Consider the following 15,994-nt stretch of genomic DNA (forward strand, 5'->3'; position numbering starts at 1 on the left):
TTCCTAGGTTGAGGCAGCGGTTGACGCGACCAAGAACACGGCCAGCTTGAACTCTGTTGAAATGAGTTCTAATGAGAACGTTAACGAGTCCTCTCAGGAAGATATTTTGAGAGCCAGTCCAAGCAGCAGTCATATGCGGATTCAAGCACTGCCAGCCAAACACAGAGTGGAGCACAGACTGATTCTCAGACGAAATCTCAGACAAATTCGCAATCTGAATCAGCCAGTGTCTCTGAAGCGGCTAGCTTGCCAGCTTCAGCAAGTGAGTCTGGCTCAACGAGTGCAAGCAGCTATGAATCAACATCCTCAAGTGAAAGCACGAGTTCTTCAACTGCTTCTACTGGCACTAGTGAATCACTTAGCGTAAGTGAATCTGAAAGCGTCTAAACTCTTATAGGGTTTAGGCGTTTTTTTATATAAAAAATTGCTGGAAAAGTCCCAATATTTTATGAAATAGCTGTATCATTAAAAGGGTATTTCTTGCCTTGCCTTCTTAATTCAAGACAGGGCAAGTCCAGCAGCCTCTGGTTGTGAATCCTGTTATAAAGGAAAGGAAAACAGAAAATGAAGCTGTTTGATTTAAATCGCTTGTCACGAAATTACGGCTTTTTGGTAAAAATCGGGACGGCGATTCTTTACTCGGTTATGGTTGCCGTAGCCCTGAACTTCTTCTGGCATCCCGGCCACATTTATTCTTCCGGGATCACCGGCTTCGCGCAGATCGTCAACACCGTGACCAGCCGCTACATGCCATTTACCATCCCAACCGAACTGATGTACTTTGCCATGAATGTGCCGCTCTTCATCCTAGCTTGGATCAAGATCGGCAAAGAGTTCACCGGTTACACCATCTTCGCGGTGGCCATGTCGACGATTATGATGCGTTTCATCCAGCCAACTCACGTTAGCCTGGACCCGATCCTCTGCGCTATCTTCGGTGCAGCTGTCAACGGGATCGGCACTGGTATGGCCTTAAAGAGCGGGATCTCCACTGGTGGTTTGGACATTTTAGGCATCGTCGTTAGGAAGAAAACTGGCATGAACTATGGCAAGTTCAATATCTTGGTCAACTTGGTCATCGTTTTGATCGCTGGCTTTCTCTTTGACTGGTCCAGAGCCCTTTACACGGCCTTGAACATCTTCATCAACGGCCGCTTTATCGACTCGGTTTATACCCAGCACCATAAACTCCAAGTGATGATCGTTACTGAGCACCCTAATGCCATCATCGAAGGGATTCAAGAAAAAATGCACCGCGGGATCACCATCTTCCACGACGTGGAAGGGGCGTACGGGCACACTGAAAAGACAGTCCTCTTGACCATCATCGACACTTACGACCTCTACGACATCCGGACCACAGTTGAAAAATGCGACCCCTTTGCCTTCATGAGCGTGACCGAAGTCCAGAAAGTTTATGGCAGATTTAGAGAACAAGAGGTCGTTTAGCTGTTGAAAAATATTAAAAAGCAAATTATACTTGTGTTATGAAGATTAAGTGAGGTGGTGAAATAGATGCCAGACGAAAGGGACAATGGCCGCTATCAACCTAAATATATTGGCTTGGACTTGGCGACTGAGATCGCCACTACTTACGCTAAACAGCATGGACACCATAATGTCAAGTTGCTGATGACCAAGACAAGCCCTGACAAACTATCAGAGTATTTTTACGTCTTCAGCGTAACTGACAGCATGAGCGAGAACGGCAAGAAGGAATATTTCATTTTAGTCGATCCAGTTTCTGGAGAAGTCTTCAGAGTAGATGAAAGTCCGCTGAAATAAAAAAGCGCGCTTACATTTTTGTAAGCAGCGCGTTTTTTTACGCAATTATTTGATTAGACTTCTTCGTAGCCCAGGTGGTTCATGATCAAAGCCGCGGTTTCCTCGATTGACCGTTCGGCCACGTTGATCACGAAGCAGCCCAGCTTCTTGTACAAGGCCATGGCACTGTCCAGTTCGGCATTGATGGAGTCCATGTTGGAGTAGGCCGTGTCTGGATCCATCCCGTAGCTGATCATTCTTTGCCGGCGGATGCGGTTGAGCACTTGCGGGTCGTTCGTCAAACCAATGATCCTCTTTGGGTCGATCTGATAGATTTCCTTTGGAATGTGGGTTTGTGGCACCAGCGGCAGGTTGGCAACTTTAAGCCCCTTGTTAGCCAAGAGCAGGGAAAGGGGAGTCTTGGAAGTCCGGGAGACCCCTAAAAGGACAACGTCTGCTTCCAAAAAGCCCCGCGGGTCCTTGCCGTCGTCGTACATAACCGCGAATTCCATAGCGGAAATCCGGTTGAAGTACTTGTTGGTCAGTTGGTGGTTGGCCCCAACCAAGCCACTTGGCTTCATATGGGTCGTCTGGCTGATGGCCTCAATGATCGGGGACAGAATGTCGATATACTTAGCCTTGTGTTCCCGGGCAAACTTGATGATCGGCAGTTGCAGCTTCTCGTCAATCATGCTGTAGACGATGACCAGGTTAGGGTACTGTTCAATTTCTTCCAAGGTTGCTGCTAATTTCTTTTCATTGACCATGAAAGGGTAGCGGCGGTAGTTAACTTCAGCGTCAGGGAACTGGACGGCAGCCGCTTGGGCGTTGTTGAAAGCCGTTTCCCCGGCTGAGTCGGAAATAATGATAATGTTGATTTCCATCTTTTCAGCATTTTCTGTTTGCTTGTTTTCTGCTGTATTTTCAGTCATATAGATCACCTCATCAACTATATTATACCGGATAATGCGCTTTCTGGATCTTTGCCCAAAAAACTTTTCAAAAAATCTGTCCAAGCTATTGACGATTAGTCCATGTTTGCTATAATTTAGATAAATGTTTATGGCAGCAATGCCAAGAAATGGAAGGAGGGATCACACATGGCTAAGACTATCGTTCACGAAAACGAGTCTATTGATGATGCTCTTCGTCGTTTCAAGCGTTCCGTTTCTAGAAGTGGTACTTTGCAAGAATACCGCAAGCGTGAATTCTACGAAAAGCCAAGCGTTCGCAGAAAGTTGAAATCTGAGGCCGCTCGTAAGCGTAGACATTATTAATCGACTGAAGCTCTCGTGAAAACGGGGGCTTTTTTCTTGCTTGATTTTCCGTGTTCTCTTTTGGCCTAAATCGTGTATCATTGGTTTAGAAGAGTATAGTCTGGCGGGCAGAGATGTGCTTGCCCGCTGGTTTGAAAATGAAGGAGTTCTTTTATTGGAAAAGAAGTTTTTGCCCCACAGTAGCGAAAATATTCAGAAGCTGGTGGGCGTCAATGACAGCAATTTGAAGCTGATCGAAGAAGGTTATGAGGTTACCGTGACCGACCTGGGCGGCCAGATTAAGGTCGCTGGCCCGGAAGAACAGGTAGAGACCGTTTTGCGGGTCTTGAAAGCCCTGGATGGGGTGGCTAGCAACGGGATCAACTTGACCCCGGCTGATGTGGTCAGCGCCATGAAAATGGCTGACCGGGGGACAACTGAATACTTTGGCGACCTCTACAAGCAGATCTTGATCAGAGACGCCAAGGGCCGGCCGGTCCGGGTCAAGAACATGACCCAGAAGTCCTACGTTGAAGCCATCAATAAGAGTGACGTGGTTTTTGGCATCGGACCGGCCGGGACCGGGAAGACCTTCCTGGCCGTTGTCTGCGCGGTTGCTGCCTTTAAGCGGGGGGAAGTCTCCAAGATCATCCTGACCCGGCCGGCAGTTGAAGCCGGGGAATCTCTGGGCTTTTTGCCAGGGGACCTTAAGGAAAAAGTTGACCCTTACCTGCGGCCGATCTATGATTCCCTTTATGCCATCTTAGGGCAGGGACCAACCGACCGCTTGATGGAGCGGGGCGTCATCGAAATCGCTCCTCTAGCTTACATGAGAGGGCGGACTTTGGAAGAAGCCTTCGTTATCTTGGACGAAGCGCAAAACACGACTGATGCCCAAATGAAGATGTTTTTAACCCGGCTGGGCTTTAACTCCAAGATGGTAGTCAACGGGGACATGACCCAAATTGACCTGCCTGGTAAGGCTCACAGCGGTTTGATCACGGCTCGCAATATCCTGCAGGGGATCGATCAAATCAAGTTCGTGGAATTCAGCGCGGCTGACGTTGTCCGTCACCCAGTCGTGGCAAAGATTATCAAGGCGTACGAAGAGGAAGGAAAATAATGCAGGGAATTGACGTAAGCTACAGCGATGAAGTTGGCTTTTTGACCAAGGGAGACCGGGACTGGGAAGACTGGATCATGCAGTTGCTCCTCATGGCGAAAAAAGAAATCGGCAAGGAAAATGCCCAGGAAATGAGCATCAACTTCGTTGACGAAGACCGCTCGCAAGCTATCAACCGGGACTACCGGGAAAAAGACCGGCCAACTGACGTGATCTCTTTCGCTATTGAAGACGGCGATGACGGCCTGGATATGGCCATGTTCACCCAGGACCCGGACTTTACCGAGGACATCGGCGACTTGTTCATGTGCCCCAGCGTCATCGAGCGCCACAGCAAGGAATATGGCACTGGCTTTGACCGGGAATTCGGCTACACGATCGTGCACGGCTACCTGCACTTAAACGGCTACGACCACATTGAGCCGGACGAAGCTAAGGAGATGTTTGGTATTCAGGGCAAGGTTTTGGAAGAATACGGCCTGCCCCTTTACCCTGACCAATTGGACGAAGGAAGAGGAAAATAGAGTGAACGAATTAGAAGAAAAGCTGTTTTTACTGGCTAAAGAGCATTTGGCGGATGCCTACACCCCATATTCACACTTTCACGTGGCCAGCGCTTTGGCGACAGACTCGGGGGAGATTTTTACCGGGATCAATATCGAAAATTCTTCTTTTGGCTTGACCAATTGCGCCGAACGGACGGCAATTTTTTCCTGGGTCAACGCTGGCCGGCCGGGCAAGATTAAGTGCCTCTTGATCATCGGCAACACTGACCGGCCAATTTCTCCCTGCGGGGCCTGCCGGCAGGTAATGAGTGAATTCATGGATCCGGAAACGGAAGTAATTCTGACCGACAGCCAGGGCGATTATGAGCGCTTTACGGTTGAGCAATTGATACCATACTACTTCACAGAAAAGGACATTCAAGATGGGGCAAACAAGTAAACACAAGTCAGGTTTCGTAGCACTGGTCGGCCGGCCAAATGTCGGCAAATCAACCTTGATGAACCGCTTAATCGGGCAGAAGGTGGCGATTACCTCAGCCAAACCGCAAACCACCAGAAACAAGATTTCCGGCATCTACACTGAAGATGACATGCAAGTTGTTTTCGTTGACACGCCAGGTATTTTCAAGAGTCATTCTGACCTGGACGAATACATGGACAAGGCCAGCCTGTCTTCTTTAAAAGACGTTGACCTGGTTATGTTCATGGTTGATGCTAAAAAGGCTGGCAAGGGCGAGGAATACGTGGCCGGCCTTTTAAAAGATTTGGATATTCCGGTATTTTTGGTCATCAACAAGATTGACCAGGTGCATCCAAATGACCTTCTGCCAATCATTGACTCCTACCAGGCAGTTGGCAAGTTCGCGGAATTTTTGCCGATTTCCGCCCGGCAGGGCAACGGGGTCGACGACTTGCTCAAGACCTTGAAGGACTACCTGCCAGAAGGGCCGCAATACTACGCTTCAGATGAAGTGACTGACCGGCCGGAATACTTTGTGGTTGCGGAAATGATCAGAGAACAGATCCTCCGCTTGACCGACCAGGAAGTTCCCCACTCAACTGCTGTCTGGGTTGACCAGATGAACCAGCGGATTAATGGCAAATTGCAAATCGACGCGACGATTTTTGTGGAAAAAGACGGACAAAAGCGGATTATCATCGGGCAAAGAGGGGCCATGGTCAAGCAGATCGGGATGCGGTCCAGAAAGGAAATTGAAAAGCTGCTGGGTGAGAAGGTCAACTTGAAGCTCTGGGTCAAGGTCCGGCGCAATTGGCGGCAGGATCCGGCCTTCCTCAAGTCCATCGGCTATGACAAGAAGGAACTTTAATGGCCGCTGACCTGCTTGATGTCCACGGCCTGCTTTTTAAAAGGCAGCAGTATAAAGAGGCTGACCTTTTGGCCAAGCTCTGGACCAAGGAATTGGGAATCGTCACGGTGATCGCCAAAGGCGGGATGCGGCCCAAGTCCCAGCTGGCCGCGGCTGTATTGCCTTTTACGGAAGGGACTTTCGGCATCTTGACCCGCTACAAGGGGATTAGCCAGCTGCGCACTTATAAGAAGCTCAGCCAGCATGACGAGCTTTTTACCGACCTGGACAAGAATGCCTACCTGTCCTATCTTTTTGATTTAGCTGACCATGCCTTCAGCGAGTACCAGAAACTGGGCGAATACTATGACCTTTTACTAGTGGCCTTTGACCGGATCGTGGCTGGCCAGGACCCGGAAATCATCACTCAGATAGTCCAGCTGCAGCTTCTGGCGGCCTTCGGGGTGGCTCCCCAGCTGGGGGCCTGCGTAATCTGCGGCAAGGAAAAAGGGATTTTTGATTACTCGATTGCTGCCGGCGGGGTGGTCTGCAGCGACCATTTCCGCTCTGTCAGCCGCCTGCATCTGTCCCCAAAGGCTACTGCTTTAATCAGAACCCTGGGACTTTTACCAATCAGCCGTTTAGGGGAGATCCAGATCGGCGAAGATTTGAAAAAGGAAAGCCGGCGGGCCATCACCCAGATCTACCAGGCAACCGTTGATTTGAACCTGCCCAGCCTCCGCTTTTTAAATGAGGTTCGGGGCAGCTGATTTTCCTAAAAAACATGAAAAGAAAAGGAATTTATGGTAAAATAACCTGTATATTGGTAATGATGAGGAAATAGAAAAGTACCGCGGCAGCGAGTATCGGTTGGTGGAAGGATACAGCGGGAAAAGGCCCCTCTAGCCAAGCTAATTAAGAGTAGGAGGCAAATAAGCTTCCTGAATTAGGGTGGAACCGCGAATACTTTTTTCGTCCCTATGCAAAAGTAAAATTGCATAGGCTTTTTTTATGGCCTTGCATAGGAGGTAACTATGGCACAAAAATTAGATATTCAGACCATGATCTTCAAGCTTGAACAGTTTTGGGCTTCAAAAGGCTGCATGATCATGCCGTCATATGATGAAAACAAGGGTGCGGGGACAATGAGCCCATACACCTTCTTGCGGGCAGTCGGGCCTGAACCTTGGAAGGCCTGCTACGTTGAGCCTTCCCGCCGGCCAGCTGACGGGCGCTACGGGGACAACCCGAACCGGCTCTTCCAGCACCACCAGTTCCAAGTCGTTTTAAAGCCGGCTCCGCTGGAAATCCAGCAATACTACCTGGACTCCTTGAAGGTTCTGGGCATTGAACCTTTGGAGCACGACATCCGCTTCGTTGAAGACAACTGGGAAAACCCATCCATGGGCTGTGCCGGTGTTGGCTGGGAAGTCTGGCTGGACGGGATGGAAGTTTCCCAATTTACCTACTTCCAAACTGTCGGCGAACTGGACGTCAAGCCAACCATGGGGGAAATCACTTACGGGGTTGAACGTCTGGCTTCCTACATCCAGGATGTTAACTCAGTCTTCGACCTGGAATGGGGCGATGGCGTCCTTTACCGGGACATCTTCAAGGAACCTGAATACGAACACTCCAAGTACGCCTTTGAAGAAAGCGACCAGAAGCAATTGCTGGAATTCTTTGACACTTACGAAAGAATTGCCAAGCGCCTTTTGGGCAAGAACCTGGTTCACCCGGCTTACGACTACATCTTGAAGTGTTCCCACACCTTCAACCTGTTGGACGCCCGGGGGGCAGTCTCAGTAACTGAACGGGCCGGCTACCTGCACCGGATCCGCAACATGGCTCACGAAGTAGCGGTTAAGTTTGTGGAAGAACGTGAAAAGCGCGGCTTCCCATTGTTGAAGAGTGCACAAGCAAAGGCGGAGGCAAGCAATGACTAAAGACTTTTTATTTGAAATCGGCGTTGAAGAAATGCCAGCCCACGTAGTCGGCAAATCAGTCAAGCAGCTGGCTGACAGAACTGGCAAGTTCTTGAAGGAAAACGGCCTGGGCTTTAAGGAAATCAAGACCTACTCAACTCCCCGCCGCCTGGCTGTCCTGGTCAAGGACCTGGATGAAAAGCAGGCTGACGTGGACGAAGTCAAGAAGGGACCGGCCAAGAAGATCGCCCAAGACGCTGACGGCAACTGGACCAAGGCCGCTGTCGGCTTTGCTCGCGGCCAGGGGATGAGCGCCGACGACATCTACTTTGAAGAGCTCAAGGGCGTTGAATATGCCTACGTGCACGTGCAAAAGGCCGGCAAGGAAGCCAAGGAAATTCTTTTGGGCCTGGATGAAGTAATCAAGGCCATGACTTTCCCGACCAAGATGCGCTGGGACTCCCAAGACTTTGAATTTGTCCGCCCGATTCACTGGCTTGTTGCCCTTTACGGCAGCGAAGTAGTGCCAGTTCAGTTCCTGGACATCACTGCCGGCCGCAAGACTGCTGGTCACCGCTTCTTGGGCGACAGCGTGGTCTTGGCCAACGCTGACGACTACGTGGAAGCTCTGCGGGACCAATACGTCATCGTTGATGCTGACGAACGCAAGGACATGATCGTTTCCCAGATCAACGACCTGGTAAACAGCCACAACTGGCAGATCAAGCTGGATGCGAGCCTCTTGGAAGAAGTCAACAACCTGGTTGAATACCCGACTGTTTTTGCCGGCTCATTTGACCAAAAGTACCTGGAAATTCCGGACGAAGTCTTGATCACTTCCATGAAGGACAACCAGCGCTACTTTGAAGTTTATGACCAGGAAGGCAAGCTGATCAACTACTTTATCTCAGTCAGAAATGGGAACAAGGACCACCTGGAAAACGTTATTTCCGGTAACGAAAAGGTCTTGGTTGCCCGGCTTGACGACGCGGTATTCTTCTATGATGAAGACCGCAAGTACCCGCTCAGCCACTTTGTTGACCGGATGGACAGCGTTTCCTTCCACGACAAGATCGGTTCAATGGCAGAAAAGATGACCCGGGTCCGGATCATCGGCGACTACCTGGCTAAGAGATTTGGCTTGTCAGCTGAAGAAGTGACTGACTTTGACCGGGTAAGCGGCTTGTATAAGTTCGACCTGGTAACCCAGATGGTCGGCGAATTCGCTGAACTGCAAGGGGTTATGGGGATGCACTATGCCCGTCTGGCTGGCGAAAACGAAAACGTTTCTGTCGCCATCAAGGAACACTACATGCCAAGCACGGCTGAAGGCGACCTGCCAAAGACCAAGGTCGGCGCCCTCTTGTCAGTTGCTGACAAGCTGGACACCATTATCGCCTTCTTTGGTGCCGGGATGATCCCTTCATCATCAAACGACCCATACGCATTGCGCCGCTACGCTTATGGGATTGTCCGGATCCTTCTAAACGAAAACTGGTCCCTGCCATTTGACCAGGTTGTTCCGGAAATCGTAGAACTTTTGTCTGGCAAGACTCCTGCTAAGCTGCCACAAGGGGCGGAAGAAGACAAGCAACTTGCTGACTTCATCCGTGACCGGATCAAGCAGTTCTTGCAAAAGAACAACTACCAATACGACGTTATCGACGCCGTTCTGGCTTCAAGCGAACAAGACCCAAGCCAGATCCTGGCCGCTGCCAAGGTTCTGCAGCAGCACCATGACGACGAAGCCTTCAAGCCGGTCGTTGAAAGTCTGACTAGAATCGCCAACATCTTGAAGAAGGCTAAGTTTACCCAGGCTAGTCCGGTTGACCCAAGCTTATTTGAAGACAGAAGCGAACAAGACCTTTATAATGGAGTTGAGGCTTTGGCAAATGTCAAGGACCATGCTGAACTTTACGAAGCCTTCGTTGCTCTGCAAGGGGTAATCGACCGCTACTTCGACGTCAACATGATCATGGCCAAGGACGAAGCAGTCAAGAACAACCGCTTGAGCCAGCTGGCAGCTATCAATGACCTGGCCAAGCGCTTGGGCGATTTGAGCAAGTTGGTTATCAAGTAAGAAGCAAATTTTTAATAAAGGGTGAGGCAAATTGGCTGGAAGAATTTCGGAAGATTTTATCAATGAAGTTCGGGGCAGCGTAAACATTGTTGACGTGATCAGCCAGTATGTATCACTGGAGAAGAGAGGCAAAGACTATGTAGGTCTTTGCCCTTTTCATCAAGAAAAGACCCCCTCTTTCAGCGTCAACCCGGACAAGCAGTTCTTCTACTGCTTTGGCTGCCATAAGGGCGGCAATGTCTTCAAGTTCATCATGGAAAAAGAAGAAGTTACTTTTCCAGAAAGCGTTGAAAGGGTAGCGGAATTTGCCAATATCCCCATGCCCCAGGAATACCAGGAGCAGCCGGTCAAGCTGAACCCTTTGATGCAGATGCATAAGGACGCGGCGGACTTTTACCAGCAGGTTCTGATGACCACCAAGATCGGGGAGCGGGGCCTGGAATATGCCAGAAAAAGAGGCTTGGACGATGACCTGCTCAAACACTTTACGATCGGCTATGCCCCAGGCAAGTCCGACCTGCTCTTGACCTACTTGCGAGGTGAAGGATATACAGAGGACCAGCTGGCGGAAAGCGGCCTGTTTGTCAAGAGTCAGGATGGCCGCCTCTTTGACCGCTTCAGAGACCGCTTGATGTTCCCGATGAGCGATGAAAGCGGCCACCCGGTGGCTTTTTCCGGCCGGAGAATCAGCGATGACCCGGAAGAACCAAAGTACTTAAACAGCCCGGAAACAAGCATCTTCAACAAGTCCGACCTGCTTTTCCACTTCTCTGAAGCTAAAAAGCATGCCAGAAAAGAAGGACACCTGGTCTTGTTTGAAGGGCATATGGACGTCATCTCCGCTTATAAGGCCGGGGTCAAGACCGGGATTGCCTCCATGGGGACCAGCTTGACCCAGCAGCAGGTCTATATGATCCGCCGGATCAGCAAGCAAGTCGTCATCAACTACGACGGGGACGATCCAGGCCAGCACGCCACCGAACGGGCGGTAGGCCTCTTCAAGCAGGCCGGCAACTTTGACCTGGGGATCGTGATCCTGCCTGACAAGCTTGACCCGGACGAATATGTCAAGCAATACGGGGCAGACAGCTACCAGGCCGCGATCAGAGGGGCCATCTCAACCACTGACTTTTTCCTGCAGCGCTTGAAGAAGAAGTACAACTTAAACAACGAGCGCGAGCAGGTGGCTTATTTAAGCGAGGCAGTTGCCGAGATCGCTGCCTTGCCCAATCCGGTTGAACAAGACCTCTATGTCAGCCGCTTAGCTAAAGAAACCGGAGTCTCCCTAGACGCCTTGAAGGTCAACCTATCAAGGGCCCGCCGCAAGCAGCGCCGGGTGGACCAGCATACCAATAGCGAAGTCCTGCCAGAACCAGCTCCCTTGGCCCCAGCCGCAGACCCGCAGCCGGTTACCCGGGCCCTTAAGGCCCAGCAGCGCCTGCTTTATGCCTACATCTATTCTGATGAGGCCCGCGACTATTTGCTTGTCAATGGTTTTGTTTTTCCCAACCCGGAATATGAGCGCCTGGCCAAGCTTTGGCTCAATTACATTGAAACTCATGAAAATGTTTCATTGAGCGGCTTTTTAGATTTTATTCCTGAAGAACTTCAGAGTATAATTGTTAGTACTGATATGACCGAGCTGCCGGGGGAAATCACCCTGGAAGAGCTCGAGGCGCAGGTTCGGGTACTCAACCTGTGCAAGATAGATGATGAGATCGACCGCCACATGCAGGCGATTGCAGACGCGCGTCGGCGAAACGACCAAACGGCAATTTTGCTGGAAACACAGGCAATTTTGCAGCTAAGGCAACTGAAGCTGCAGGAAGAGGAGGCAGTTAGTGACAGAAGAAAAGCAAGCCAAGGCTAATGAAATGCCCTTGGAAAAGGCGGTGAAGCTGGTTGTTGAAGGAGTAAAGGCCAGCCGCCAAATCACTGAAGCTGCTTTCGAAGACCGCTTGATCAAGCCCTACAAATTAGAGGGCAAGGCCGTTGACCAGCTGGTCCAGGAATTTGAAGACAACGGGATCAGCATTGTTGATGAGGATGGCAAGCCCTCCAAGTTGGCTTTGACAAAGCAGAAAAATGTTGAAAAGGCGGAACTGAACAATATGGCCGCCCCGACCGGGATGAAGATGAATGACCCGGTTAGGATGTACTTAAAAGAGATCGGCCGGGTCAGCCTTTTGACCAGTGAAGAAGAAGTGGCCCTGGCCAAGCGGATTGAGGCCGGCGACGAAGAGGCCAAGCAGGAACTGGCTGAAGCCAACCTGCGCTTGGTTGTCTCGATTGCCAAGCGCTATGTCGGCCGGGGGATGAACTTCCTGGACTTGATCCAGGAAGGGAACATGGGCCTTATGAAGGCGGTCGACAAGTTTGACTACCGGCTGGGCTACAAGTTCTCCACTTACGCGACCTGGTGGATCCGACAGGCCATTACCCGGGCAATTGCCGACCAGGCCCGGACGATCAGAATTCCGGTTCACATGGTGGAAACCATTAACAAGTTGATCCGGATTCAGCGCCAGCTCCTCCAGGATTTAGGCAGAGACCCGGAACCGGAAGAAATCGGGGCGGAAATGGACTTGCCGGTCAAGAAGGTTAGGGAGATCTTGAAGATTTCCCAAGAGCCGGTTTCTTTGGAGACGCCAATTGGGGAAGAAGACGACTCCCACTTGGGTGACTTTATCGAAGACAAGGACGCGATGAGTCCCGAACAGCACGCGGCCAACGAGATGCTGAAAGAGCAGCTGGCCGAGGTCTTGAATACCTTGAGCGACCGGGAAGAAGAAGTTCTCCGCCTGCGTTTTGGCTTAGACGATGGCAAGACCCGGACTTTGGAAGAAGTCGGCCAGCATTTTGAAGTGACCCGGGAACGGATCCGGCAAATTGAGGCCAAGGCCCTTAGAAAGCTCCGCCACCCGAGCCGGAGCAGCCAGTTGCGGGATTTCTTAGATTAATGTGCAGCTTGATGCTGCTGTGATAGAGTGAAGGCAATCAAATGACAGACAAAGCAAAGCAGACAGGAAAGGCAGACCAGGTATCCCTGGCTGATACCGTTAAGTTAGTTGTTAAGGATGTCAAGAAGAGCAAGCAAATTTCTGAAAAGGAATTTACCGACCGCTTGCTAAAGCCTTACCAAATAGAAGGCCGGGCGGTCGATCAGCTGGTGCAGGAATTTGAAGACAACGGGATCAGCATTGTCGATGACAAGGGTGAACCGTCCAAATTGGCCCTGGCCAAGCAGAAAAATGTTGAAAAGGCAGAGTTGGAACACCTGTCAGCCCCAGGCAGCCGAATGAATGACCCGGTCCGCCAGTACTTGAAGCGGATCGGCCGGGTCAGTCTGCTTAGCGGCGATGAAGAAGTCCAGCTGGCCAAGCGGATTGAAACTGGCGACCAGGAAGCCAAGGATGAACTGACCAATGCCAACCTGCGTTTGGTGGTTTCTATCGCCAAGCGCTATGTTGGCCGGGGGATGAGTTTCCTGGACTTGATCCAGGAAGGGAACATGGGCCTCATGAAGGCAGTCGACAAGTTTGACTACCGGCTGGGCTTCAAGTTCTCCACCTACGCGACTTGGTGGATCCGGCAGGCCATTACCCGGGCCATTGCCGACCAGGCGCGGACGATCAGAATTCCGGTCCACATGGTGGAAACCATCAACAAGCTGATCCGGATCCAGCGGCAGCTTCTCCAGGATTTGGGCAGAGACCCAGAACCAGAAGAAATTGCCGCGGAAATGGATTTGCCGGTCAAGAAGGTCCGGGAGATCCTCAAGGTGGCCCAGGAACCAGTTTCCTTGGAGACACCGATTGGGGAAGAGGATGACTCCCACTTGGGCGACTTTATTGAAGACAAGGATGCGACCAGCCCAGAGCAGCACGCGGCCAGTGAAATGCTGAAGGACCAGCTGGCTGAAGTGCTTGACACTTTGACTGACAGAGAGGAAAATGTATTGCGTCTGCGTTTTGGTCTAGATGACGGCAATCCCCGGACTTTGGAAGAAGTCGGTCGGGTCTTTGGCGTGACCCGGGAGCGGATCCGGCAGATCGAGGCCAAGGCCTTGCGCAAGCTGCGGCACCCTAGCCGGAGCAACCAGTTGCGTGACTTTTTAGAGTAGTAAATTTTTAGCAGAATAAGAACAGGGCGGATTGAATGGCAAAAGAAAATGCTTCTAACGTAAATGATTTTCCACTGGAAAAAGCAGTTAAAATGGTGATTACTGGTTTAAAGAAGACCAAGCAGATCAGCGAAAAGGATCTGAAAGCACGGCTCTTGGTGCCGTATGGTCTAAATGATGCCGAAACTGCCAAGCTGGTAGAAGAATTTGCGGACAATGGGATTAGTATTGTTGACGACCAGGGTGAACCGTCTGCTCTGGCCCTCAAGGCTGAAGAAGAAGCTGAAAAGAAAGAACAAAAAGAACTGGTCGCTTCCAGCGACAATGACCGGGTTTACGACTCGGTCCGGATGTATTTGAAGGAAATCGGCAAGGTCCCGCTTTTGAGCCGGGACGAAGAAGTAGAAGTCGCCAAGCGGATTGAAAACGGCGATGAGTCAGCTAAAGATGAATTAGCTGCCGCCAACCTCCGTCTGGTAGTCTCTATTGCCAAGCGCTATGCCAAGCATAACGGGAAGATGGGGATCCTGGACTTGATCCAGGAAGGCAATATCGGCTTGATGAAGGCAGTTGACAAGTTCGACTACTCCAAGGGCTTTAAGTTTTCAACTTATGCCACCTGGTGGATCCGGCAGGCCATTACCCGGGCTTTGGCTGACCAGGATCGGATGATCAGAATCCCGGTTCACGTGGTGGAAAGCATCAACAAGATGAACCGGATCCAGCGGACCCTGCAGCAGGACCTGGACCGGGATGCCAAGCCGGAAGAGTTGGCAGCGGAAATGAATGAACCCTTGCAGAAGGTGGAGGACATCATCACGGTGGCCAAGAACCAGGAAACTGACTCCCTGGACAAGCCAGTTGGCGAAGAAGGGGACTCGCAATTAGGAGACCTTCTGGAAGACAACAAGGCGATCAACCCGGAAGAATACACTGCTTTTGAAATGCTAAAGGATCAACTGTCCGGCATGATGGGCGAATTTTTGACTGACCGGGAAGCCAAGGTTTTGAAATTGCGCTTCGGCTTAGAAAATGATGAACCGCATACCTTGGAAGAAGTTGGCCGCAGCCTGGGCGTTACCCGGGAACGGGTCCGGCAGATTGAAGCCAAGGCCGTCAAGAAGCTGAAGCATCACTCAGACCTGCTCCAGGACTACTTCTCAGCAGAATAGACTAAGCACAAAAAAGCGATCAAGATCATAGCAGATCTTGGTCGCTTTTCGTGTTTTTGACTAGGGATTAAGTGGCAATAAGAATTAAAGCAGTTTAGTTAAGGTCAGTACCGTTAGATTCGATGACCTTCTTGTACCAGTAGTAGGAGTCCTTTGGGGTTCTGCCGAGGTCGCCGACTCCTTGGTCGTTCTTGTTGACGTAGATGAAGCCGTAGCGCTTGTCCATCTGGCCGGTACCGGCAGAAACCAGGTCGATTGGCCCCCATGGCAGGTAGCCCATTAAGTCAACGCCGTCAATTGCAACTGCCTTTTCCATTTCGCTGATGTGCTTCTTGAGGTAGTCAACCCGGTATGGGTCGTGGATTTTGCCGTCTTCGACCTTGTCGTAGGCCCCCAGACCGTTTTCCACGATAAACAGGGGCAGGTGGTAGCGGTCAGTCAAGTGGTTCAGAGCTAGGCGAAGGCCAACCGGGTCAATTTCCCAGCCCCAGTCGCTTCTTTCCAAAGTCGGGTTAACGGCAACAGATTTTTCCAAGTCGCTCAGTTCATCGGCTGAAACCTTTTCGCTGGAGACAGTAGTTGACTGGTAGTAAGAGAAGGCCACGTAGTCACAATGTCATTAAGTTAAGACATTGACTTTGAACGGGGATGCTTTAGGACACTCATCTAAGTTTGATGAGTGTTTTTTTTTGCTTAATTTTTGAAACCGCTTTACGCTATCTTTGGTTAGAGATTTTA

The 15,994-nt window shown here is 50.8% G+C and carries 15 protein-coding genes and 1 pseudogene; 14 read left to right on the forward strand and 2 right to left on the reverse strand.

Annotation, left to right across the window (positions count from 1 at the left end; genetic code table 11):
* Positions 1–564 precede the first annotated feature (564 nt).
* Both Q0J41_RS04315 and Q0J41_RS04320 read left to right on the forward strand, forming a co-directional pair.
* The gene (locus Q0J41_RS04315; protein WP_296226539.1) at positions 565–1,449 is read left to right on the forward strand and encodes a YitT family protein; all 885 of its coding nucleotides are present in this window, start codon (positions 565–567) and stop codon (positions 1,447–1,449) included.
* Positions 1,450–1,515: 66 nt separating this feature from the next.
* Positions 1,516–1,785 (forward strand): hypothetical protein, encoded by a 270-nt coding sequence (locus Q0J41_RS04320; RefSeq protein WP_296226540.1) that lies wholly within the window; start codon positions 1,516–1,518, stop codon positions 1,783–1,785.
* A 53-nt stretch (positions 1,786–1,838) separates the two neighbouring features.
* On the opposite strand, the gene Q0J41_RS04325 is transcribed toward Q0J41_RS04320, so the two are convergent.
* Positions 1,839–2,696 (reverse strand): pyruvate, water dikinase regulatory protein, encoded by an 858-nt coding sequence (locus Q0J41_RS04325; RefSeq protein ID WP_296226542.1) that lies wholly within the window; start codon positions 2,694–2,696, stop codon positions 1,839–1,841.
* Between the two features lie 168 nt (positions 2,697–2,864).
* On the opposite strand from Q0J41_RS04325, the gene rpsU reads away from it, so the two are divergent.
* From rpsU to Q0J41_RS04385, 12 genes are all read left to right on the forward strand, one after another.
* Positions 2,865–3,041 carry a 30S ribosomal protein S21 gene (gene rpsU, locus Q0J41_RS04330; protein ID WP_002880182.1) on the forward strand — a complete coding sequence of 59 codons (177 nt, stop codon included), beginning with the start codon at positions 2,865–2,867 and terminating at the stop codon, positions 3,039–3,041.
* A gap of 154 nt (positions 3,042–3,195) precedes the next feature.
* Positions 3,196–4,143, forward strand: coding sequence for a PhoH family protein (locus Q0J41_RS04335; RefSeq protein ID WP_296226704.1), 948 nt, complete (start codon positions 3,196–3,198; stop codon positions 4,141–4,143).
* Positions 4,143–4,667: an rRNA maturation RNase YbeY gene (ybeY, locus tag Q0J41_RS04340; protein WP_296226706.1), complete on the forward strand. Its 525-nt coding sequence runs from the start codon at positions 4,143–4,145 to the stop codon at positions 4,665–4,667. Before Q0J41_RS04335 ends, ybeY begins: the two co-directional genes overlap by 1 nt.
* A gap of 1 nt (position 4,668) precedes the next feature.
* Positions 4,669–5,088: a cytidine deaminase gene (gene cdd, locus Q0J41_RS04345; protein ID WP_296226709.1), complete on the forward strand. Its 420-nt coding sequence runs from the start codon at positions 4,669–4,671 to the stop codon at positions 5,086–5,088.
* Positions 5,072–5,977 (forward strand): GTPase Era, encoded by a 906-nt coding sequence (gene era, locus Q0J41_RS04350; protein ID WP_296226711.1) that lies wholly within the window; start codon positions 5,072–5,074, stop codon positions 5,975–5,977. The genes cdd and era overlap by 17 nt, the downstream gene beginning before the upstream one ends.
* A complete protein-coding gene (gene recO, locus Q0J41_RS04355; protein ID WP_296226713.1) occupies positions 5,977–6,726 on the forward strand; it encodes a DNA repair protein RecO in 750 nt (249 codons plus the stop codon). Before era ends, recO begins: the two co-directional genes overlap by 1 nt.
* Before the next feature lie 264 nt (positions 6,727–6,990).
* A complete protein-coding gene (gene glyQ, locus Q0J41_RS04360) occupies positions 6,991–7,902 on the forward strand; it encodes a glycine--tRNA ligase subunit alpha (protein ID WP_077302052.1) in 912 nt (303 codons plus the stop codon).
* Entirely contained in the window at positions 7,895–9,961 is a 2,067-nt protein-coding gene (glyS, locus tag Q0J41_RS04365; protein ID WP_296226719.1) for a glycine--tRNA ligase subunit beta, read from the forward strand. The genes glyQ and glyS overlap by 8 nt, the downstream gene beginning before the upstream one ends.
* Before the next feature lie 31 nt (positions 9,962–9,992).
* The gene (dnaG, locus tag Q0J41_RS04370) at positions 9,993–11,831 is read left to right on the forward strand and encodes a DNA primase (protein ID WP_296226721.1); all 1,839 of its coding nucleotides are present in this window, start codon (positions 9,993–9,995) and stop codon (positions 11,829–11,831) included.
* A complete protein-coding gene (gene rpoD, locus Q0J41_RS04375) occupies positions 11,803–12,921 on the forward strand; it encodes an RNA polymerase sigma factor RpoD (protein WP_296226723.1) in 1,119 nt (372 codons plus the stop codon). The genes dnaG and rpoD (Q0J41_RS04375) overlap by 29 nt, the downstream gene beginning before the upstream one ends.
* Before the next feature lie 41 nt (positions 12,922–12,962).
* A complete protein-coding gene (rpoD, locus tag Q0J41_RS04380; protein ID WP_296226726.1) occupies positions 12,963–14,084 on the forward strand; it encodes an RNA polymerase sigma factor RpoD in 1,122 nt (373 codons plus the stop codon).
* A gap of 35 nt (positions 14,085–14,119) precedes the next feature.
* Positions 14,120–15,256, forward strand: coding sequence for a sigma-70 family RNA polymerase sigma factor (locus Q0J41_RS04385; RefSeq protein ID WP_296226728.1), 1,137 nt, complete (start codon positions 14,120–14,122; stop codon positions 15,254–15,256).
* 94 nt (positions 15,257–15,350) lie between these two features.
* On the opposite strand, the pseudogene Q0J41_RS04390 reads toward Q0J41_RS04385, so the two are convergent.
* A pseudogene (locus Q0J41_RS04390) lies at positions 15,351–15,866 on the reverse strand (family 1 glycosylhydrolase); the annotation flags it as partial.
* Positions 15,867–15,994: the final 128 nt, after the last annotated feature.

The sequence above is a fragment of the uncultured Lactobacillus sp. genome, assembly GCF_944327175.1.
Lineage (GTDB): Bacteria > Bacillota > Bacilli > Lactobacillales > Lactobacillaceae > Lactobacillus.